The following is a 20,407-nucleotide window of genomic DNA, read 5'->3' on the forward strand; positions in this document are numbered from 1 at the left end:
GATACGCATCCGTCGGGGAGGGGCACCGATGGCCGAAGGGATGCAGGACACGCGCACCCGGCAGGCCGGCTTATGGCTGACCTTGCTGCTCAGCGCGCTGGTGCTGCTGAACTATGTCGACCGCGGAGCCCTCGGGATTGCGGCGCCGAAGCTCAAGGACGAGCTGCTGCTCTCGGCAACTACGTTCGGGATCGCCGTCTCCGCCTTTTCGTGGGTCTACGCGCCGGCACAATTCGCGGTCGGCTGGCTGTCGGACCGGTTTTGCGTCTACCGATTGATTGCCGCCGGTCTCGCCGTGTGGGCGCTCGCCACCTTTCTCACAGGTTTCGCCAACGGCCTCGCGATGCTGGTGGTGTTGCGGGTAATGCTGGGGATCGGCGAAGGCGTTGCCTTCCCGTCCGCGTCGAAGATCATCGCCCGCCATGTCATCGCCGAGCGGCGCGGACTTGCCAACAGCGCCGTCGCCGCCGCGCTCGCCTGGGGTCCGGCGCTTGGAACGTTCGCCGGTGGCTTGATCCTCAGCTATTTTGGGTGGCGGCCGATCTTCATCGTCTTTGGATTGGTGACGTTGCTCTGGATTGTGCCCTGGCTGTTGGTGTCCCGGCCGCAATGGCGCGCCTACGTGCACGGCAGCGGCAAAAACGTGCCGGTGCGCCGGTTGCTGCGCAACCGCACCGTTTGGGCGATGGGCATCGGCCATTTCTGCAACACCTATGGCTTCTATTTCCTGCTCGCCTGGCTGCCGTTGTTCCTGGTCAAGGTGCGCGGCCTGTCGATCATCGAGATGACCGCGATGACCACTGTCGCCTACGTCGTTCAGGGATTCGGCGCGCTCGGCTGGGGCTGGCTATCCGACCGGCTGGTCAAGGGCGGATGGGACGAGGGCCGGGTGCGCAAAGGCTTGATGTGCATCTACTTGCTCGTAACTGCGGCCGCGATCCTGGGGATCGGTTTCTCGAGCTCTCCGCCGGCGATTTTCGCGTGCCTTCTACTCAACGCCGTGTTCGGGGGCATTGGCGGCGCCCAAGCTTATGCCATCGCGCAGGTCTATGCCGGCCCAGAGGCGGCGGGCACCTGGGTCGGGGTGATGAATGGCCTCGGCAATACGTCGGGCATCGTCGGCCCGGTGCTGACCGGCCTGCTGATCGAGAATACCGGCTCGTACATGGCCGCGTTCATGGTTTCGGCGGTCATCGTCGGCTTCGGCGCTATCTGGTGGTGGGCCGCCCTGCCGCGCGTCGAGCGGTTGAGGCTCGATTAAGGCGCTACTCGCAGCGCTATGAATCTTCGCTGCGCAGATAGTTGGGCGTAACGACCTTCGTCGCCTTTGTAGCGGGAGCCGCCGGCTGCAGCAGCTTAAGGTCGAATTTCTCCTTGAATTGACAGCCGAACTGCGTGCCCTTGGTCCAGCGGACTTCGGCGTCGACATGGCCACCGGCGGCGAAGTCGAGCTTGATCTGCGCGCCGACCGGTAGCTCCTCACGGCATTCGACCAGCGCGCCGCCGCTCGAGATGTTGCGCAGGCGGGCGCCCTTCACCTGTCCCTCGTAGTGGAGCAGCGCGGCACGGATGATCCGCATCCGCGCCTCGCGGGCCGGCAGCGGCTCGGGAAGCGCGGCAGACCCCTTGGCGGCGAGATCGCGGGCGTCGTCGGCGGGCATCGGCTTTCCGAAGATGTAACCCTGGACGAGGGAGCAGCCGAGGCTGCGCACAAGGGCCAGCTCCTCCTGCGTCTCCACGCCCTCGGCGGTGGTCTGCATCTTAAGGTCGGAGGCGAGCCCGACCATCGCCCGGATCAGCGCGGCATTGCGTCCTTGAGGGTCCGACGCGCCGGTGACGAACGAACGGTCGATCTTGATCTTGTCGAACGGGACCCGCTGCAGATAGCTTAGGCTCGAATAGCCGGTCCCGAAGTCGTCGAGCGCAAGCTTCACGCCGATCGCCTTGAGGCTGTGGATCATCTCATGGACGTGCTCGTCATTACTGAGGAACACGCCCTCGGTGATCTCGAGCTCCAGCCGCTGCGCCGAAAGCTTGGTGTCGCTCAGCACCATCCGCACCATCGTCGGAAGCGCCGGCGACTTGAACTGGACGGGCGAAAGATTGACCGCGACCGAGATGTTCTGGGGCCAGTTGGCGGCCTCGGCGCAGGCCGTGCGGAGGACCCACTCACCAATCTCGTTGATGAGCCCGATCTCCTCGGCGAGTGGAATGAACTGTACAGGGCTGACGGGCCCGTGCTCGGGGTGGTCCCAGCGGATCAGCGCCTCGAACCCGGTGACGTCTTCGCTCGAAGCATCGACGCAGGGTTGATAGACGAGCCGGAGCTGGCCCTTTTCGAGCGCGACCCGAAGGTCGGACTCCATCAGCTGCCGGTCGCGCGCCGCATCGTGCATCTCCGGCTCAAAGAAGCGGAAGCAGCCCTTGCCCGCGGCCTTTGCAGCGTAGAGCGCAAGGTCGGCGTCGCGCATCAGGTCATCGGAAGTGCGGTCGTCATAATCCGAGGTGACGATCCCGATCGACGCGCCGATCGACACCGCAGTCCCATTGATCGTGTAGGGTCGCGACAGGCTGTCGATGATGCCTTGCGCGAGGCCCGACAGCTCGGTCTTGTCCGACGAGTTAGGCAGGACGATCTCGAATTCGTCGCCGCCGAGTCGGCCGACCTGGCCCGCCTTGCCGATCACGTCGCGAAGGCGAAGCGCGACCAGCCGCAGCAAGGTGTCGCCGGCGGGATGGCCCAGCGTATCGTTGACCGCCTTGAACCGGTCGAGATCGAGCAGGAACATCGAGCAGCGATGCTTGCGCCGGACCGCGCTCACCAGCGCGTCATCGAGCGCGCGCCGCAGCGCCTGGCGATTGGCCAGTCCGGTCAGCGCGTCCTGTCGCGCGAGCCGGTCAAGCTCGACTTCGGACTGGCGCATCTTGGTCAGATCGGACGCGAACCCGCGGAAACCGAAAAAGCGGCCGATCTCGTCATGCACCGGCCGGCCCGATAGCGACCACCAAACCTCATTCTTGGTCTTGGCGCGGACGATCAGGTCCTGGAACGCGACGTGGGACGACAAATAGAAACCAAGGGTGCGCTCCGAAGGCGCGCTGCCGTCGGCGCTGTCCGACGAGATCAGGTCGGTGAACGGCCGTTCGAGCAGGTCGGCCGGTTCTCGTCCGAGCGCGCGGGCGACGCTGTCGCTGATGTAGGACAGCATGCCTTCGCGCCCGGTCTCCCAGAACCAGCCTTTTTCGCTGCTCTCGAATTCCTCGACAAGCGCCTCGGCGCGTGCGGACTGCGGGCGCGGTTCGTCGGGGGCGGAATTGCCCACGTTTCGCAACATTCGCCTGAGACCTGACACCGGCCGCTCCTCGTGATCCCTCGATGCCAAAATGTGGTTTAGAATCCGTTAGGTTTGCGATCGAGTTTCTAGAATATTCGCAGCTCCGGGCCGCTTGCAGGGACCCCAACCCTGCCTGAATCGGGCATAAGCGGGGCTAATATCCACCAGGCAGCTTTCGATTGGCAATCGCGAGGCTCTCAGCCCAGTCATTGGGAATGGCAAAGCCAGCCGTGTCATTGTCGCCGTCGAAGCCGATGAATCCATTGCGCGAAAGTCGTTCGATCTCCGAGGCTTATCGCAATTGCCGGGTGGCGGTCGCCAACGACCATGAAATCCGCATGAGCGTGATGACCTCCGGCTTCGAGTGGCACAATCATCCCCGATCGGACGAGGTGTTCTTCGTCATCGAGGGCGAGCTCATCATCGAACTGGAGGACCGAAAGGTCCTGCTTGGCGAAGGCGACCTGTTTACCGTTCCAAGGGGCGTCGTCCATCGCACCCGGCCTTCAGGCACTCGCTCCGTCAATCTCACGTTCGAGCGTGGGAGTGCGGAGACAGTCTATGTTTGCCGCGGAGGCAAAGATTAGGACGCTGGTCGTCCTCGCGCACCCTGAGAAGCGATCCTTTTGTGCGGAGCTGGCGCGGCGTGCAGCGGCGCTACTGCACTCGGTCGGCGAAGTCCGGATCATTGATCTTTATGAGGAAGCCTTCGACCCGGTCATCCGTCCGGCACATTTTCCGCAACGTGCATCGTCCGAGCGGTTCGAGCCAATGGTCGAGCAGGGGCGCCAATCCGCGACAGGCGCGGTCACTCCGGACATCGCCGACCACCAGGCGGCCCTGCAATGGTGCGATCGGCTGGTGCTGGTCTTTCCCTTGTGGTGGTGGTCGATGCCGGCGATCCTGAAAGGCTGGATCGACCGCGTCTTCTCGACCGATTTCGCTTATGGGTCGCAGGACCTGAGCGGCCGGATTGCAATGCTCTGCGCGACCGCCGAGACCAAAGCCGAGCGCTTTGCGGCGATCGATGGCAACAACCCGCTCCATCATATTGAGCGCGGCATCCTGAAGTTCTGCGGCTTCGAAGTCGCTCGCTCGTTCGTCGCCGCCAATATTTACAGCGCTTCGGACGCCGATCGACACAAGCTTCTGGCTAATTTCGAGGGCTTGGTCTCGCAGCAGCTGGCTCCCAAAACCGCCGACCGCGAGTCGACATGATCACCTGTGTGTTGGAGTATCGAATCGATCGCGCTCGAGAGGCCGAATTTGAGCAATGGTGCCGCATGTGGCTCCGATTGCTTCCGAAATTCGGGGCCATTCATCATGGATACTTCCTGCCAAGCGAGGGACGCAGCGATGTCGCGCTCGGTCTGTTCTCTTTTCCAAGCCTCGGCGCCTACGAGCGATACCGTTGCGCCGCGGCCGTGGATGTTGAGGTAATAGCTGCAACGCGCTTCCGAGATGGGAATGCCGGAGTGTTGTCCTGGAACCGCACCTTCTTCCGGCCGGTTTTGCCGGCAGATGATTGCCAGCGACCTCCCGAGCCTGTGGATAAGTGAGTCTTTCGGGCGACACTTCCCCCCAGTTTTTTGGTCCGCGTTAACTTTTCTGCTTGGCTTGCGACTCGCAATGATTCAAAGATTCATCCTGAAGGCTCAACGCGTTGCAGTGTTTGGGGGAGGTTTAGGGACATGAGCATCGATTTCATCCGGCCCGAGGTCGACGAGCTTCGCCCGCGGATCAGCGTGATCGGCGTCGGCGGCGCCGGCGGCAACGCCATCGCGAACATGATGCGCGCCGACGTCCAGGGCGTCGATTTCGTGGTGGCCAACACCGATGCTCAGGCGCTCAACAATTCGGCCGCCGATCGCCGCATCCAGCTCGGGCTGAAGATCACCCAGGGTCTTGGTGCGGGCTCGCGGCCGGAAATCGGCCGCGCCGCCGCCGAAGAGACTCTGATGGAGATCGAGCAGGCGCTCGACGGCGCTCACATGTGCTTCATCGCCGCGGGCATGGGCGGCGGCACCGGCACCGGCGCTGCGCCGGTCATCGCCAAGGCGGCACGCGACAAGGGTATCCTGACCGTCGGCGTCGTCACCAAGCCGTTCGCGTTCGAAGGCGCGCGTCGCGGCCGCTCGGCCGACGCCGGCATCTCCGAGCTTCAGCAGCATGTCGACACGCTGATCGTCATCCCGAACCAGAATCTGTTCCGGCTCGCCAATTCGGAAACGACCTTCAAAGAGGCGTTCGAAATGGCCGACGAGGTGCTCCAGCAGGGCGTCCGCGGCATCACCGACCTGATGGTCATGCCTGGCCTCATCAACCTCGACTTCGCCGACGTCCGATCGGTGATGGGCGAGATGGGCAAGGCAATGATGGGCACGGGCGAGGCCGATGGCGACAACCGCGCCATCGAGGCGGCCGAGAAGGCGATCTCCAACCCGCTGCTCGACGGCGTCTCGATGAAGGGCGCCAAGGGCGTGATCATCTCGATCACGGGGGGCGAGGACATGCGCCTGATGGAGGTCGACGAGGCCGCCAGCCACATCAAGGAGCTGGTCGATCCGGACGCCAACATCATCTGGGGCTCGGCGTTCAACAACGATCTCGGCGGCAAGATCCGGGTGTCGGTGGTCGCCACCGGCATCGAGGCGGACGCCATGATGCAGCCAGCGCCGGGCAAGGTGTTCAGCTTCCCGGCGCGTCAGCCGGCGCCGGCTCAAGCAACGGGCGCCGTCGAGACTGATCAGCCCATCGACGAAGAGGAGATCGAGACGACGGCGGAGGAGGGCGACGAGGAGCTTCTGCTAGGGGCGGACGACATCCTCACCACCCCGGTAGGCTCGGCGCCGATCGCACCGCCGGAGGACGACGAGGCGACCGATGAGCCGGCCGCAAGCGGCGGCGGAACGCTCTTCGAGCGCATGTCGAATATCGCTCGCGGGGCGCCGAAAGCGCAGATCGACGATGAAGATCCGGCCTACAAGCGCGACCCGATCGACATCCCGCGCTTCCTCAACCGGCAGAACAACCAGTAAGCCGGCGAGAGGTTTGAAACGGGGGCGGTCGTCACGACCGCCCCTTTTTCATGGGTCGCGCGGTACCTCACCGAGGCTCGCGCACGGCTCACCGTAAACCCTCTAGCCAGAAAGACTTGATCAAGATTCTCTGGCGCACCGGGGAGGGATGATGCGGGAATCATTGCAATTTCGATTGGCCGGCGCGCTCGTCGCCGGTGCGGCGATGCTGGCGGCAGCCCCGTGCCAGGCGCAAGGCAGCTATTCGCCATACGATGAGAGCCCCGGGACGGCGCTCGCTCGCTATGTGCGGACTTTGGCTTCGGAACCGACGGATTTCCAATCGCTGATCGGCGCCGGGAAGGCGGCGCTCGAGATGGGCGATGCGCAGGCGGCAGCCGGCTTCTTCGCCCGCGCCGACGAAGCCAACCCTCGCAGCCCGTTGCCGCAGGCGGGCATGGGCGCGGTGTCGGTTGCGAACGGGGACCCACAGGCGGCGTTGCCTTATTTCCGGCGCGCTCAGCAACTCGGTGCCCCGCTTGCGACTTTCGCCTGTGATCGTGGCCTGGCTTACGACCTCATGGGCCAGCAGGCCCAGGCCCAGGCGGATTATCGCGCGGCACTGGCTGGGCGCGACAGCGATGAGGCGCGGCGCCGGCTCGCGCTGAGCCTGGCCATCAGCGGCAACCGTGACGGCGCCCTGCAGATGCTCGCACCGCTCTCGGCTCGCGGCGACCCCGGCGTCCCGCGCATTCGCGCCTTCGTGCTCGCGCTGAGCGGCGACAGCGGCTCGGCGATGAACGCGATCAATGCGGCGATGCCTGGAAGCTGGTCGCGGGTTGCACCCTTCGTGCAGCGGCTGCCGTCGCTGGCCGCGGGACAAAAGGCCGCCGCGGTCAATCTCGGCCTATTCCCCGATGCCGGCGAGGCTTCCTACGCCTCCGTGGCGCCGCCAGCGGCGGCCGACCGGCTCGCCGATATCGACGCCCTTCTGCATGTCGGCTCTCAGCAGCCCCCACCGATGACGCAACCGCCTCGCCCGCTGCAGGTCGCTTATGCGCGGCCGCGAATGACTGGTTCGGTCCAGAGCGCGCCTGCGAACTTCCAGCCAAAGATCTGGCTGCAGCTCGCGAGGGGTGCCGACGTTGACGCATTTTCGCGCCAGTTCCAGCGGCTGAGGTCCAAGAATCCGGACTTGTTTGAGGGCCTCAAGCCCTACGTGGCCCGGAGCCCCGAAGGCGCACGGCTCATCGTCGGACCATTCCATGGGCGCGCAGACGCTGAGATCCTCGCCGAGGATTTCGCGTCGGCCGGGATCAACGCGTCCGATTTCACCAATTCCCAAGCCGATCGGATTGCGCCACTCGCGGTGGAATGACGCTTCCGCCGCTTGTTGCCGCCGAACCTGCGAGGTCGCGCGGCCGGCTTCACCTCGAGGAGAGCGGTGGCCCGCGCGGACCGCGCGACATCTTCCAGCGCGATCGCGACCGACTGATCCATTCGGTCGCGTTCCGCCGACTGCGCCACAAGACGCAGGTATTCGTCGCTCCAGATGGCGACCACTATCGCGTTCGGCTGACCCACAGCCTCGAAGTCGCGCAGATCGGGCGGACGATCGCCCGCGCACTCGGCCTCAACGAAGATCTGACGGAGGCATTATGCCTCGCGCATGACCTCGGCCATCCGCCCTTCGGCCATGCGGGAGAGGATGCGCTCGATGCCGCGCTGTCCGACGCCGGCGGCTTCGATCATAATGCCCACACCATCCGGATCGTCACGCGCCTCGAGACTCCATACCCGGGCTTCGACGGTCTCAACCTCAGTCGGGAGGCGCTCGAGGGCCTTGCCAAGCACAACGGGCCGGTTGCCGCGCCGACCTGGGCGATGGACGAAGCCAACGCCGAATGGGATCTCGAGCTCGGCAGCTGGCCGGGCCTCGAGGCGCAGGTCGCCGCGATCTCGGACGACATCGCGTACGACAATCACGATATCGACGACGGCCTCCGCGCTGGCCTCCTCGACATCGACGAGCTGATCGAATTGCCGCTGGTACGAAGGCTGTGGGACGCGATTGAGTCGCGGCACCCCGATCTTTCGGTCGAAAAGCGCCAGCGCGCGCTCGTCCGCGACATGATCGGATCCATGGTCGGCGACGTCCTCGCCGAGACCGTGCGGCGCGTGCAGGCGACGGGCGTGCAGACGATCGATGATGTTCGCGCGGCTGGAATGCCGCTCGCCGTTTTCTCTGAGCCGCTCGCTGCCGAGGAGCGCGAGCTCAAGCGCTTCCTGTATCAGCGTCTGTACGGCCTCCCCGAGCTCAAGCCGGTTCGCGACGAGGCCGAGCGCGTCGTTGCAGGGCTCGCCGCGGCCTATCGGGCCGATCCGACGTTGATGCCCGATTGGTGGCAGCGCGGCGGCGACGCGGTGCAGCAATTGCGCACGATCGGCGATTTCATCGCCGGCATGACCGACCGCTTCGCCATTGCGCGCCACGAGGAGCTCGTCGGCCCGGTGAACTTGCCGGCGAGCCGATTCTAGGGCTGCGATGATGTTAAACTGCGCTTCACGGCGGATTCAGACGATTGTGCTGATCGTCGCCTAGGACTTCCTTTACCAGTTGGACTGATGGTTGGCCCAATGCTGACCAAACCGATCATCAGGCGCGCACTCTCCGGCGTTGCTGTGCTCCTCGCAGGGGCATCGGCGGCGGCGCGGCCGGAGCCGCTCATCATCGAGCAGCTGCCCAATCCCGACGCCATGCTTATAACGGCGCAGGTCAGTGCCGACCCGAACTCAACTCTCGACGACGGCGTGCAGAGCTTCAGCCGGGCGATCGCCGATGCCACACAGCTTCAGCAACAGGCGATGGACGCGACATGCAGGTCCACGCACGCTCCCGTGGCAAGCGCCGCCCAGCGATACGCCTGGGAAGCGAACTGCCGGTATCGGCGCCACTGATCGTCGCCTAGTCAGGCGTGACGCGCGCCGGTGGCTGCGCTAGAGGCGCCGCTTTCCGGCCATCCGTGGGACGAACTTGAGCCTCTACGCCCAATATGCCGCGCTTCTCGACGGAGTGCTCGACGACCTTGTTGCCGAGGGCGCGCTACCGGCCGGCCTCGACCGCCGCAATGTCACGGTCGAGCCGCCGCGCGATGCGGCGCACGGCGATCTCGCGACCAATGCGGCGATGGTGCTGGCGAAGGCCGCGAAGACCAACCCTCGCGCGCTCGCCGAAGCGATCCGGCCGAAGCTCGAAGCGCTGCCGCCGGTCACCTCGGTCGAAATCGCGGGCCCCGGCTTCATCAATCTGCGCCTGACACCCGACGCCTGGCGCGACGAACTGCGGACCATCCTCGGGCAAGGCGACGAGTACGGTCTCTCGACCGTCGGCGCGAACGAGCGCGTGAACATCGAATATGTGTCGGCCAATCCGACCGGGCCGCTGCACATGGGCCATTGCCGCGGCGCCGTGGTCGGCGACAGCCTCGCGCGGGTGCTCGAGGCGGCGGGCTTCCGCGTCACCAAGGAATATTATGTCAACGACGCCGGCGCGCAGGTCGACACGCTCGCCCGCTCGGTGCACCTGCGCTACCGCGAAGCGCTCGGCGAACAGATCGACGGCATCCCTGAGGGTATGTATCCGGGCGATTATCTGAAGCCGGTCGGCACCATCCTCGCCGCCGAGCACGGCGCAGCGTTTGTCGACAAGCCGGAGTTGGAGTGGCTGCCGGCGTTCCGCGAGGCGGCGATCAAGGCGATGCTCGACCTCATCCGCCACGATCTGGGCTTGCTCGACATCCACCACGACAGATTTTCGTCGGAAGCCGAGCTTCAGGAAAGCGGCGCGGTCGCCGAGGCGATGGACGTGCTGCGTTCCAAGGGCCTGGTTTACGAGGGCACCTTGGAGCGGCCGAAGAGCCTCGATCCGCATGACGAATGGGAGCCGGTCGACCTGACGTTGTTCCGTTCGAGCCAGTTCGGTGACGACCAGGACCGGCCGATGAAGAAGTCGGATGGCAGCTGGACCTATTTCGGGTCCGACGCCGCTTATCATTGGCAGAAGGCCAAGAACGCCGATCATCTGGTCAACATTTGGGGCGCCGACCATGCCGGCACCGTCAAGCGCGTGCAGGCGGCCGTCGCGGCGCTGACCGACGGCCGCGTCGACCTCGACGTGAAGCTGGTGCAGATGGTGCGGCTGTTCCGCGGCGGCGAGCCGGTCAAGATGTCCAAGCGCGCCGGCGACTTCGTCACGCTCGCCGAGGTGGTGAGCGAGGTCGGCAAGGACGTCGTCCGCTTCATGATGCTCACGCGCCGCGCCGACGCGCCGCTCGACTTCGACTTCATGAAGGTGGTCGAAGCGTCGAAAGACAATCCGGTCTTCTACGTTCAATATGCGCATGCGCGGATCAGCTCGCTCAAGCGCAAGGCCGCGGATGCGGGGGTCGACCTGTCGTCACCGGCCGACCTCGCCCTACTCGACGATGAGGAACTGACGCTGGTCAAGCGGGCCGCGCAATATCAGCGCGTGGTCGAGAGCGCGGCGATGGCGCACGAGCCGCACCGGATCGCCTTCTATCTCTACGACCTCGCCGCCGAATTCCACGCGCTGTGGAACCGGGGCAATGACGATCCCGAGCGGCGCTTCCTCGTTGAAAAAAATCCACATCTTTCTCGAGCGCGGCTGGAACTCGCGCTCGGAATCGCGCAGATCATCCGCAGCGGCCTCGATTTGATGGGGGTCGCCGCAACCGAGGAGATGCGTTGATCATGAGCCGCGTTGAGGCGGCGGCCGCGATGGACCGGCTGCCGTGGCTCCCCGACGAACCGCCACCGCGGCGGGCAAGGCGCCGTGGTTCGGCCTTGGTTGCGCCGCTGATGGCGATCGCCGTGCTGGTCGCAGGCGCAGCCTATTGGCTGGGCTCCGGCGCCGTCGAGAATCTTGCCCCGCCGACTTTCGCGCCATCTAAGCCGGCGGCGACGGTCCGCTTGCCGGCCGCGCAACGCGCAGCAACGGCGCAGCCGCAGGTCAAGCTCGCCCCGACGCCCGAGGTGGAGCCGATCGTCGCACCGCCGATGCCGGTGATCGACACGCCGCTGCCGGTGAATGGGGGCCCTGAAAAGACGGGCGCCACGTCGCGCGAGGTGGTCGAAAGCGCCGCGCCGGCCGAGGGGACGCTCAAACTTCCGAACGCTGCGCGCCTCGAGCCGTGGCCGGTGCGCGTGATTGAGGGGGCTGACGGTCGGCTGGTACGGGTCGGGGCCTTTTCTTCGGTGCATCGGGCCAAGCGAGGCTGGTGGGCAATCGTACGGGCGAACCCCGCGCTCAAGCGGTTGCCGGCGCTGGTCGTGCCGGTGCAGCCGCTGCGCAGCGGCCGCGTCTATTATCGGCTGCAGATGGGCACGACGTCCCAAGCGCATTCCGCGGTGCTGTGCCAGCGCATGCGGATGATCGCGCAGCCTTGCGTCGTGGTCGGCGCGAAGGCTCAGCAGTGAGCGACGACCGCGCATTCGACGAGCCATTGCCATGGCTCGTGCCGGTCGAGGACGAGGACGAGCCGCGCGGCATTTCGGCGCGCAAGATGCTCGGAGCGCTCCTCGTGGTTCTTGTGGCGGCGCTGATCGTCGCCGGAACCTTCTTCTGGATCGGACGCCACAACAGCGCAGTGACTGGTCCGCCGGAGCTGATCAGGGCGCCGACGCAACCCTATAAGGTCAAGCCTTCGAACCCGGGCGGTCTGGACATCAACGGCGAAAGCGAAACGGCGTTCGAGACCAGCGCGGGTGAAGACAAGGACTCCAAGCTCGATCTCGGCAAGCTCCCCGAAGCTCCGGTTGCCAGGCCTGCCCCGCCCGCGCCGCAGCCGGCGCCAAAGAGCTTGCCGTCGAACGAAACCAAATCGCCCGTTCCGCTCGAACCGAAGCCGAGTGGCGCGCCGGGAAGCGTCGTCCAGCTCGGCGCGTTCGCCAATCAGGCGCAGGCCGAGCGGGCCTGGACGGCCTTGTCCACGCGCTTCCCGAACGTCGCGGCGCTCAACAAGATGATTGTCCCCTTCTCAGGGGGAATTCGGCTGCGCGCTGCTACCGCGTCGCCAGGCGACGCGAAGCAGGTCTGCCAGGCGCTGCGCGCAGCCGGCGAGAATTGTTTCGTTCCTTAATATGCAAGCGGCGATCTACGGGTTCGAAGGGCCGGTGCTGACCGACGAGGAGCGCCGCTTCTTTGGTGACGCCGACCCCGCCGGCTTCATCCTCTTCCGGCGCAATTGTGAAAACCAGGCCCAGCTGCTGCGGCTGACCGATTCGTTGCGCGAGCTTACTGGCCGCGACGACGTGCCGGTGCTGATCGATCAGGAGGGTGGCCGGGTTGCGCGGATGCGCCCGCCCGAGTGGCCGGCCTTTCCCGCCGCCGAGCGGTTCGCCGACCTGTATCGGGCGGCGCCGTCGTCGGCGATCGAAGCGGCGCGCTCCAACGCTCGCGGGCTAGGCCTCATGCTGCGCGCCGCCGGCGTCAATGTGAATGCCGCGCCGCTTCTCGATGTGCGGCAGGAAGGGGCGAGCGACATCATTGGCGACCGCGCCTTGGGCTCCGAGCCGATGCAGGTCGCGGCGCTGGGTCGCGCGGTGCTCGACGGCCTCGCCTCGGTTGGCGTGGTTGGGATCATCAAGCACATGCCGGGTCATGGCCGGGCACTCGTAGATAGCCATCACGAATTGCCGGTGGTGACGGCGAGCGCCGAGGAGCTCGACGTCGATCTCGAGCCGTTTGAGCGACTCGCTTCCGCGCCGATGGGGATGGTCGCGCATGTCGTCTACATCGCCTGGGACGCCGGGCGCCCGGCAAGCCAGTCGCCGGTCGTCATCGCCGACGTCATTCGCGAGCGGATCGGGTTCGACGGATTCCTGATGAGCGACGACAGCGACATGAACGCGTTGACCGGGACCCTGGCCGAGCGAGCTGCGAAGTGCGTTGCCGCGGGCTGTGACGTGGCGCTTCCGTGCAACGGCGTCCTCAGCGACAATATCGCGATTGCGCACAACCTGGGCGACATCAGCCTCGAAGGGGCCGAGCGGCTGGCGCGGGCCATGGCGGGCACGCGGATCGAGCTCGAAGGCATCGACTTCGCCGAGGAAATCGCGAAACGCGATCAATTGCTCGCGCTTGCCTAGTTATCCACGAGATAATGTGGCTGCGCCTTCGCAAGACCACAACAAGTAGCTATTCTGGCGGGCGTGGACGAGGACTTCGAGGAACGGCCGGTCCGCCAGTCGGATGAGCTAACCCTGGCGCTCGACGGGTGGGAGGGGCCACTCGACCTGCTCCTGAATCTCGCGCGTGCGCAGAAGGTCGACCTCGCGCAGATCAGCATATTGCAACTGGTCGAGCAATATCTCGCCTATCTCGCGGACGCGCGCGCGCTGAAGCTCGAGATCGCCGCCGACTATCTCGTGATGGCGGCGTGGCTCGCCTATCTCAAATCCTGCCTGCTGCTGCCCAAGGACCCGGACCAGGATCCGAACCCAGAGGAGATTGCGCTGCGGCTCCAGATGCGCCTCCAGCAGCTGGACGCGATGCGCGAAGCCGGCGCTCGGTTGCTCGGGCGCGACCGGATCGGGCGAGACGTCTTCGTTCGCGACGCGCCGGACGGGCTGCGGCTGGTTCGCAAAGCGGCCTGGCAGGTTCGCGACTTCGACCTGTTCGCGGCTTACGGTGTGGTTCGGGCGCGCACCCAGCCGGCGATGCACGTGGTCCATCCGCGCTCGGTCATGACGCTCGAGGAAGCGATCGACCGCGTCGCCAAAATGATCGGGGCGGCGCTCGAGTGGACTTTCCTCGAGAGCTTCCTGCCGACGACCCAGGATCCGCAATTCCGCCGCTCGAGCCTCGCGTCGAGCTTCCTTGCCGCGCTGGAACTCGCACGCCGCGGCCGGCTCGACATCGCGCAGGATGAGCCGTTCTCACCGATCCGGCTCAAGGTGGCGGCCTGATGGACGAGCTCGTGCGTGCGATCGAGGCCACCCTGTTCGCTTCGGCGGAGCCGCTGACCGTCGAAGACATCGCCGAGCATGTCGGGGAGGGCGACGTCGAGATCGCACTCGGCCAGCTCGCACAGCATTATGAGGGCCGCGGCATCGAGCTGGTCGAGCGCGGCGGGCGCTGGCATTTCCAGACGGCGCCGGATCTTGCCCATCTTCTTCGCCGCACCCGCGAGGAGCCGCGCCGGCTGTCGAGGGCGGCGACCGAGACGCTCGCGATCATCGCCTATCACGAGCCGGTCTCGCGAGGAGAAATCGAGGCGATCCGCGGCGTCCAGATCTCCAAGGGTACGCTCGACGTCCTGATGGATGCCGGGTGGGTGCGGCCGGCCGGGCGCAGGGAGGGCCCCGGCCGGCCGCTGCTTTACGCGACGACCCAGGAATTCCTCACTCACTTCGGCCTCGTCTCACGCCGCGATCTGCCGGGGATCGACGATTTGAAGGCCGCGGGACTTTTGGATCCGCTCGACGAGTCCATCTTCCAGCTTCAACTGGAAAGCGAAGACCAAGGCGACTAGATAGGCCGCCAAAGGAGTATCCTCATGGGCGGTTTCAGCATTTGGCATATCCTGATCTTCGCGATCATCCTCCTGCTGCTGTTCGGTGGGAACCGCTTCTCGTCGATGATGGGCGACGTCGCCAAGGGCCTCAAAAGCTTCAAGCAGGGCATGGCCGACGAGGATGATGAGAAGGTCAAGCGCTACGAGGAGCAGCGCCGCAACGATCCGCCGCGCCAGCTGCCACGCGACGAGGTGCGCCCGCAGGAGCCGATCGACGTTACGCCGAGAGCCGCCGATCCCGCCGCCCCGCCGCGAGACGACGAGCCGCGCGCCTGACCGCCTGAGGGCGCGCCATGTTCGGCGTTGATTCGAGCGAGCTTGCGGTCGTCGCCATCCTCGCGCTGATTTTCATCGGCCCCAAGGATTTGCCCAAGGTCATGCGCACGGTGGGCTATTGGGTCGGCCGTGTGCGAGGCATGGCGCGCCACTTCACCTCCGGACTCGAGACCATGATGAGGGAGGCCGAGCTCGAGGAGATGGAAAAGCGCTGGCGCGAAGAAAATGAGCGCATCATGCGCCTCCATCCAGCCAATGCCGATTATCCCGAACCGGGCCAGCCGGATGAAATGCCGCCGATCGCCGACCCGGTCGAACCTTCGCTGCCGCTCGACGAGACTCAGCCGGACGACGCGATCCCGCCTGACAAGCGACCGCTGCCGTGAAGGACATCGACGACACCAAGCAGCCTCTGCTCGACCATCTGATCGAACTCAGGCGCCGGCTTCTATGGTCGCTTGCGACGCTCGTCCTGTGCTTCTTTGTCTGCTTCTATTTTGCCCGGGACATTTTCGCGGTGCTGGTCCAGCCGCTGCTTAAGGCCGGGCAGGGCAAGCTCATCTATACCGACGTCTTCGAGGCGTTCTTCACCCAGGTAAAGGTAGCTTTGTTCGCGGCGCTGATGCTGGCCTTTCCCGTCATCGCCACCCAGCTGTGGCGGTTCGTGGCCCCCGGGCTGTACGTCAAGGAGAAGAAGGCGTTCCTGCCATTCCTGCTGATGACGCCGTTCTTCTTCGCCGGTGGGGCCTGCTTTGCCTATTTTGCCGCGATGCCGTGGGCGCTGCACTTCCTCCTCAGCTACCAGGGTAATATCGGCGGTATCCAGCAGGAGGCGCTGCCCGGCGTTGGAAATTATCTCAATTTCTGCACGCGGTTTATTTTTGGCTTCGGCGCGGCCTTCCTGCTGCCGATCCTGTTGATGATCCTCGAACGGGCCGGAATCGTCACCCTCGAGCAGCTCGGCAAGTCCCGCCGCTATGCGATTGTCGGATCAGCCGCCGTCGCGGCTGTACTGACGCCGCCCGACGTTGTCTCGATGCTGCTGTTGCTGATCCCGCTCTACGGCCTCTACGAGTTCGCGATCCTGGCGATCCGCATCACGCACTGGAGTGCAGCGCGGAAAGCCGCTCGCTCAGGGAATGTCGTTGATGTGCCCTAGACAGAAGAGGGCCCGGAAGCGCCACCGGGGGGGGGAGGGTTGGCGGTTCCGGGCCCATTTAAACGGATAGCGAGAGCGGGGGGGCAAAAGGTCACTATCCAAATGGCACAACGCCGCTTGTTCGAGATCAGTTCCGGACCAGGCCCAAGTTTTTCAAACTTTTTTCGTCACTGCCGTAACGACCAGAACCCATCCTAAGCTGGCGGAAACACAGGCAAATCCACGCTGTAGCGTCCAAGCTTTCGGTCGAGCGGCGAACGCAGCTGTTTCGCCAAGCCGCTGACGATCCGCTCAAACTGAGCCTTTCCGCCCCCGTCGTCGTCGTCCGGCACCAGGATTGGGCTTCCGAGTGACAGCCGGCCCGTCAGCTCGCTCGTACGGCGCAGCGACAGCTCGATCGGATCGTTCGGCGCGTTCAGCATCGCGAATTCGATGATCTCGGTAATCAGGAAGGCGACCGCGACCGCCGCGTCCTGTGTCGTGTAAAGGCTGTCAAGATCGAGATCGATGGTCAGGCCGCGCGCGCCCTCGGGCGCGGTGGCGCGAAGCTCCGCAGCAAGCTCGGTGGCCAGCGGTCTCAGCGAGATTCCGCGATTTTCCTCCATCTCGGCAAAGTGGTTGCGGTGGACGATCGACAAAGCGCCGACGCGGCGGCTGATCCCCACATAGGCAGCTCTCGCCTCGCCAGTCTCAGCGCTGCGGCCATGGATGTTGAGCAGCGAGGCGACCACCTGAAGATTGTTCTTCACCCGGTGATGGACTTCGCGCACGAGCCGCCGTTGCCCCTCGAGCGCCGCGTTTGTTTCGCGTTCCGACTCCTCGACCTGGCCGATGACGTGCGCGAAAGCGTTGCGAAGGCGCTGGATTTCCAGGCTCGGACCGAGTTTGCGCGGCAGCTCGAGCGCCCCTTCTCCGGACCGATGGGCGAGGACCGCATTTTCCAGGCGACGCAGCGGTCGGATCAGGAGCCGAGTGACCAGCAGCCAGGTCACCATCGCGGCCAGAATCCACATCAGCAGCGGCAGCAGGAGGAGAAGGCGGTCGACCGTTGTGATGCGCTGCTGTGCGATTCCTGCAAGTGCGGTAAGATTGCCGTTGCTGAGCGGGACTTCGATGATGCGCCACTTGGGATCGTCGCCCGTCGGCGATCCGATCAGTGGGAGTTCCCGCTGGCCGTCTCGCAGCACCAGCGAGCCGACCCCGGCGCCGGATTCGCGCACCGCCGAAAGCAGCTCCTCGCGCGGCAATACGGCGGTCGCCATGCCATTGATGACCCCGACGCGCACCGCCACCGCATTCTCGTCCGGCGCAATCCGCGTTGCGATCGCCCCGGGAGCAGCGAGGGGCAGCGTTCCGGTGTAGCCGATATCTCCAACCGCGCAGTTGGGCTGACCTTCGGCGGTCTCGAGCTCGAAGCGTTGCGCGATGGCGGGTGCAATCGCCAGCGCGCGGCGTGCACGATCGCATGCGGCGTTGGGCCCGTCGGCGAGCGCACCGTTGGCCGCGACTCTCAGCGCGAGCGCGTTTCGCGCGATCAGACTCTCGATGGATTGGACCACGGCGCGGGCCTGGTCTTCATTACGGCCGCCCAGCGCGCGGTTCGCCTGGCGGATTCCGCTCTCTCCGATCCAGGCGAGCGCGATCCCGATGGGCAGCAGTACCGCGGTGAGGATGACGAGCAGCTTGGCTGCCGTGGGCAGCCGTTCGAACCGTTCAGCGGTGCTCACGCCGCCGGCCCCGCCGCTGAAATGGCTGCGCGGCTAGCTGAGCTTGCCGAGCAGATTGGCGAAATCGTCCGGCACGGCTTCGCGGAGCGTGTCGTCATAGACCGAGCGGAGCGCGCGTCCAAGATCGCTGGATCGCGTCTTGCGTATCCCGCGGCCCGAAGCTGCGGACTTCTTCGAGTGCCCGGAATCTCCGGCTCCCTCCGTGTCACTTCGCTTCTTGGCACTCAACTCCAGTCCCCCATGGCGCGGGTCCTTGCGCGCTCATAATCAACTCATGCGATGGCGCAACCGGTCCGGACGCTGCCGTCCCGATATGCAGCGAGCCGGCTGCTGCGCGGCAATATCTGCTGTACAACGAGCCCGGCCCTGCGGGGGAAACCAAATCGCCGGTGCTTTGTTCCAGTGGTGATTCACATGTCGGGGGGTGGAGAAGCCCAGGTATCCGAACGGTCCTTCCAGGGTTGCAACAAGTCAGGAGCGCCGCCAAAGACGGCGCCAATCGAGTTTTTCGCGGGAGAATATCCGAACATGTCCCTTGGTCAGGAACTAGCTCCGCACCTGCCATTCCTGCGCCGATACGCTCGCGCACTCACCGGAAGCCAAGCGCATGGCGACGCGTTCGTCCGCGCGACGCTCGAAGCGATCGTCGCCAAGCCCGACGAATTTCCGCGCGACGTCGACCCCCGGCTCGGCTTGTACAAGACGTTCCACGCGATCTGGTCGACCGCCAATATCGAGGAGGGCGACGAGCCGAGTCAAAGCCCGGCGGGCGCGGAAGGAATCGCGCAAGCGCGGCTGTCGCGCATCACGCCGCTGTCACGCCAGGCGTTGCTACTGACCTCGCTCGAAGGTTTCTCGTCCGAGGATACGGCTTATTTGATCGGCGCCAGCGCCCAGGACGTCGACAGCCTCGTTGCCGAGGCGCTCGAGGAGATCGAGCGGCAGACGCTTGCCGATGTCCTGATCATCGAGGATGAGCCGATCATCGCGATGGACATCGAGACGATCGTCCGCGACCTTGGCCACAACGTCACCGGCGTTGCCGTGACCCGCGACGAGGCCGTGGCCCAGGCCCGGTCCAACCCTCCGGGGCTGGTGCTGGCCGATATCCAGCTTGCCGACGATTCGAGCGGGATCGACGCAGTGAAGGATATCCTCGCCGAATTTTCGGTGCCAGTGATCTTCATCACGGCCTTTCCGGAGCGGCTGTTGACGGGCACGCGGCCCGAGCCGACGTTCCTGATCACCAAGCCGTTCCAACGCTCAACGGTGAAAGCGGCGATCGCCCAGGCGCTCTTCTTCGACGCAGCGACAGTACCGGCGGCTTAAGGCCGGAACACGGTTCCAGCCGGCGCGTTGGCCCTGGGAACAGTGATTTCGTGACGAGAGCATAATGGCTGACCTGCGCAATTCCGAACCGTCGGTTGTGGAAACCACGACCGAGGCGCGCGCAGGCTCAACCCCCGGTGTCGCCCGGAATGTTCTCATATTCGGCACGTTGCTGGTGGTGATCATTTTTGCGGTCATCGTCTTGGTAGGACGGACCTGAGCACCTAGCTTCTGTCCAATCGCTGTTCACGTTGAAGCAACGCGCGCGCGGCCACTGGCCGGGCGTGATTAACGGGTGGGGTTTAGATTGACGGAAGCTCGCGACGAGGACCGACCAACAGCCCCTTCGGCGCAACCGGTCCCACTGTCCGATCCGGAGTTCAAGGATCAGCTGGCGGCGGTCATTCCGCATTTGCGCGCCTTCGGTCGCTCGCTTTCCGGCAGCCGCGACCTCGCCGACGACCTCGTCCAGGAAACGCTGCTCAAGGCATGGGCCGCGAGGAAGCGCTTCCAGGCCGGCACCAACATGCGCGCCTGGACTTTCATCATCCTGCGCAACCTGTTCCTCAGCCAGATGCGGCGCGCCCGCTTCAAGGGCGAGTGGGACGACATCACCGCGTCGAAGATCCTCGCTGCCCCGGCAAGCCAGGACCGGCATATCGAGCTTGGCGACATGCAACGCGCATTGATGCATTTGCCCCAGCCGCAGCGCGAGGCGCTGATTCTCGTCGGCGCCGGCGGCTTCGCCTATGAGGAAGCGGCCGAGATTTGCGGGTGCGCCGTTGGCACCATCAAGAGCCGCGTGGCCCGTGGCAGGGTCGCGCTCGAGCAGCTGCTGTCGAGCGGCAAGCTGCCGTCGCGCCGACAGCACCGGACCGATCCCGACAAGTCGGCGCTGCAGACGATCATGGGCGAGGTCGACGAGCTCAGCCGCGACCACGAGCATCCATCAACCGGGAAATAAAAGCGC

The 20,407-nt window shown here is 65.3% G+C and carries 23 protein-coding genes; 20 read left to right on the top strand and 3 right to left on the bottom strand.

Annotated elements, in window-relative coordinates:
* Positions 1–28 precede the first annotated feature (28 nt).
* Complete coding sequence (locus ACJ8FR_RS04225) at positions 29–1,261, top strand: MFS transporter (RefSeq protein ID WP_407827366.1); 1,233 nt, start codon at positions 29–31, stop codon at positions 1,259–1,261.
* 16 nt (positions 1,262–1,277) lie between these two features.
* On the opposite strand, the gene ACJ8FR_RS04230 is transcribed toward ACJ8FR_RS04225, so the two are convergent.
* Entirely contained in the window at positions 1,278–3,323 is a 2,046-nt protein-coding gene (locus ACJ8FR_RS04230) for an EAL domain-containing protein (protein ID WP_407827367.1), read from the bottom strand.
* A gap of 227 nt (positions 3,324–3,550) precedes the next feature.
* Here ACJ8FR_RS04230 and ACJ8FR_RS04235 point away from each other — a divergent pair, with 227 nt between their 5' ends.
* From ACJ8FR_RS04235 to tatC, 16 genes are all read left to right on the top strand, one after another.
* Entirely contained in the window at positions 3,551–3,922 is a 372-nt protein-coding gene (locus tag ACJ8FR_RS04235) for a cupin domain-containing protein (RefSeq protein WP_407827368.1), read from the top strand.
* The gene (locus tag ACJ8FR_RS04240) at positions 3,897–4,553 is read left to right on the top strand and encodes an NAD(P)H-dependent oxidoreductase (protein ID WP_407827369.1); all 657 of its coding nucleotides are present in this window, start codon (positions 3,897–3,899) and stop codon (positions 4,551–4,553) included. Before ACJ8FR_RS04235 ends, ACJ8FR_RS04240 begins: the two co-directional genes overlap by 26 nt.
* The gene (locus ACJ8FR_RS04245) at positions 4,550–4,894 is read left to right on the top strand and encodes an NIPSNAP family protein (protein WP_407827370.1); all 345 of its coding nucleotides are present in this window, start codon (positions 4,550–4,552) and stop codon (positions 4,892–4,894) included. Before ACJ8FR_RS04240 ends, ACJ8FR_RS04245 begins: the two co-directional genes overlap by 4 nt.
* Before the next feature lie 132 nt (positions 4,895–5,026).
* Entirely contained in the window at positions 5,027–6,373 is a 1,347-nt protein-coding gene (ftsZ, locus tag ACJ8FR_RS04250) for a cell division protein FtsZ (RefSeq protein ID WP_407827371.1), read from the top strand.
* Between the two features lie 151 nt (positions 6,374–6,524).
* Entirely contained in the window at positions 6,525–7,730 is a 1,206-nt protein-coding gene (locus ACJ8FR_RS04255; RefSeq protein WP_407827372.1) for a tetratricopeptide repeat protein, read from the top strand.
* Positions 7,727–8,890: a deoxyguanosinetriphosphate triphosphohydrolase gene (locus tag ACJ8FR_RS04260; RefSeq protein WP_407827373.1), complete on the top strand. Its 1,164-nt coding sequence runs from the start codon at positions 7,727–7,729 to the stop codon at positions 8,888–8,890. The genes ACJ8FR_RS04255 and ACJ8FR_RS04260 overlap by 4 nt, the downstream gene beginning before the upstream one ends.
* A gap of 99 nt (positions 8,891–8,989) precedes the next feature.
* Positions 8,990–9,310: a hypothetical protein gene (locus tag ACJ8FR_RS04265; protein WP_407827374.1), complete on the top strand. Its 321-nt coding sequence runs from the start codon at positions 8,990–8,992 to the stop codon at positions 9,308–9,310.
* A 76-nt stretch (positions 9,311–9,386) separates the two neighbouring features.
* Positions 9,387–11,120: an arginine--tRNA ligase gene (gene argS, locus ACJ8FR_RS04270; RefSeq protein ID WP_407827375.1), complete on the top strand. Its 1,734-nt coding sequence runs from the start codon at positions 9,387–9,389 to the stop codon at positions 11,118–11,120.
* A 2-nt stretch (positions 11,121–11,122) separates the two neighbouring features.
* A complete protein-coding gene (locus ACJ8FR_RS04275; protein WP_407827376.1) occupies positions 11,123–11,848 on the top strand; it encodes a hypothetical protein in 726 nt (241 codons plus the stop codon).
* Positions 11,845–12,510, top strand: a complete 666-nt coding sequence (locus ACJ8FR_RS04280; protein ID WP_407827377.1) for an SPOR domain-containing protein — start codon at positions 11,845–11,847, stop codon at positions 12,508–12,510. The genes ACJ8FR_RS04275 and ACJ8FR_RS04280 overlap by 4 nt, the downstream gene beginning before the upstream one ends.
* 1 nt (position 12,511) lies before the next feature.
* On the top strand, positions 12,512–13,519 hold the full coding sequence (gene nagZ, locus ACJ8FR_RS04285; protein WP_407827378.1) for a beta-N-acetylhexosaminidase: 1,008 nt from the start codon (positions 12,512–12,514) through the stop codon (positions 13,517–13,519).
* Between the two features lie 54 nt (positions 13,520–13,573).
* Positions 13,574–14,338, top strand: coding sequence for a segregation and condensation protein A (locus tag ACJ8FR_RS04290; RefSeq protein ID WP_407827417.1), 765 nt, complete (start codon positions 13,574–13,576; stop codon positions 14,336–14,338).
* The gene (gene scpB / locus ACJ8FR_RS04295; protein ID WP_407827379.1) at positions 14,338–14,904 is read left to right on the top strand and encodes an SMC-Scp complex subunit ScpB; all 567 of its coding nucleotides are present in this window, start codon (positions 14,338–14,340) and stop codon (positions 14,902–14,904) included. Before ACJ8FR_RS04290 ends, scpB begins: the two co-directional genes overlap by 1 nt.
* Before the next feature lie 24 nt (positions 14,905–14,928).
* Positions 14,929–15,222: a twin-arginine translocase TatA/TatE family subunit gene (locus tag ACJ8FR_RS04300; RefSeq protein WP_407827380.1), complete on the top strand. Its 294-nt coding sequence runs from the start codon at positions 14,929–14,931 to the stop codon at positions 15,220–15,222.
* 17 nt (positions 15,223–15,239) lie between these two features.
* A complete protein-coding gene (gene tatB / locus ACJ8FR_RS04305; RefSeq protein ID WP_407827381.1) occupies positions 15,240–15,608 on the top strand; it encodes a Sec-independent protein translocase protein TatB in 369 nt (122 codons plus the stop codon).
* Entirely contained in the window at positions 15,605–16,381 is a 777-nt protein-coding gene (tatC, locus tag ACJ8FR_RS04310; protein ID WP_407827382.1) for a twin-arginine translocase subunit TatC, read from the top strand. The genes tatB and tatC overlap by 4 nt, the downstream gene beginning before the upstream one ends.
* A gap of 194 nt (positions 16,382–16,575) precedes the next feature.
* On the opposite strand, the gene ACJ8FR_RS04315 is transcribed toward tatC, so the two are convergent.
* Both ACJ8FR_RS04315 and ACJ8FR_RS04320 read right to left on the bottom strand, forming a co-directional pair.
* Positions 16,576–18,108: a sensor histidine kinase gene (locus ACJ8FR_RS04315; protein ID WP_407827383.1), complete on the bottom strand. Its 1,533-nt coding sequence runs from the start codon at positions 18,106–18,108 to the stop codon at positions 16,576–16,578.
* Between the two features lie 33 nt (positions 18,109–18,141).
* Positions 18,142–18,336 (bottom strand): NepR family anti-sigma factor, encoded by a 195-nt coding sequence (locus ACJ8FR_RS04320; RefSeq protein WP_407827384.1) that lies wholly within the window; start codon positions 18,334–18,336, stop codon positions 18,142–18,144.
* A gap of 300 nt (positions 18,337–18,636) precedes the next feature.
* Here ACJ8FR_RS04320 and ACJ8FR_RS04325 point away from each other — a divergent pair, with 300 nt between their 5' ends.
* The 3 genes from ACJ8FR_RS04325 (at position 18,637) to ACJ8FR_RS04335 (ending at position 20,401) form a co-directional block, all read left to right on the top strand.
* The gene (locus tag ACJ8FR_RS04325) at positions 18,637–19,437 is read left to right on the top strand and encodes a response regulator (RefSeq protein WP_407827385.1); all 801 of its coding nucleotides are present in this window, start codon (positions 18,637–18,639) and stop codon (positions 19,435–19,437) included.
* A gap of 64 nt (positions 19,438–19,501) precedes the next feature.
* The gene (locus ACJ8FR_RS04330; RefSeq protein WP_407827386.1) at positions 19,502–19,657 is read left to right on the top strand and encodes a hypothetical protein; all 156 of its coding nucleotides are present in this window, start codon (positions 19,502–19,504) and stop codon (positions 19,655–19,657) included.
* Positions 19,658–19,744: 87 nt separating this feature from the next.
* Complete coding sequence (locus ACJ8FR_RS04335) at positions 19,745–20,401, top strand: sigma-70 family RNA polymerase sigma factor (protein WP_407827387.1); 657 nt, start codon at positions 19,745–19,747, stop codon at positions 20,399–20,401.
* Positions 20,402–20,407: the final 6 nt, after the last annotated feature.

The organism is Sphingomonas sp. (assembly GCF_045810705.1).
Lineage (GTDB): Bacteria > Pseudomonadota > Alphaproteobacteria > Sphingomonadales > Sphingomonadaceae > Sphingomicrobium.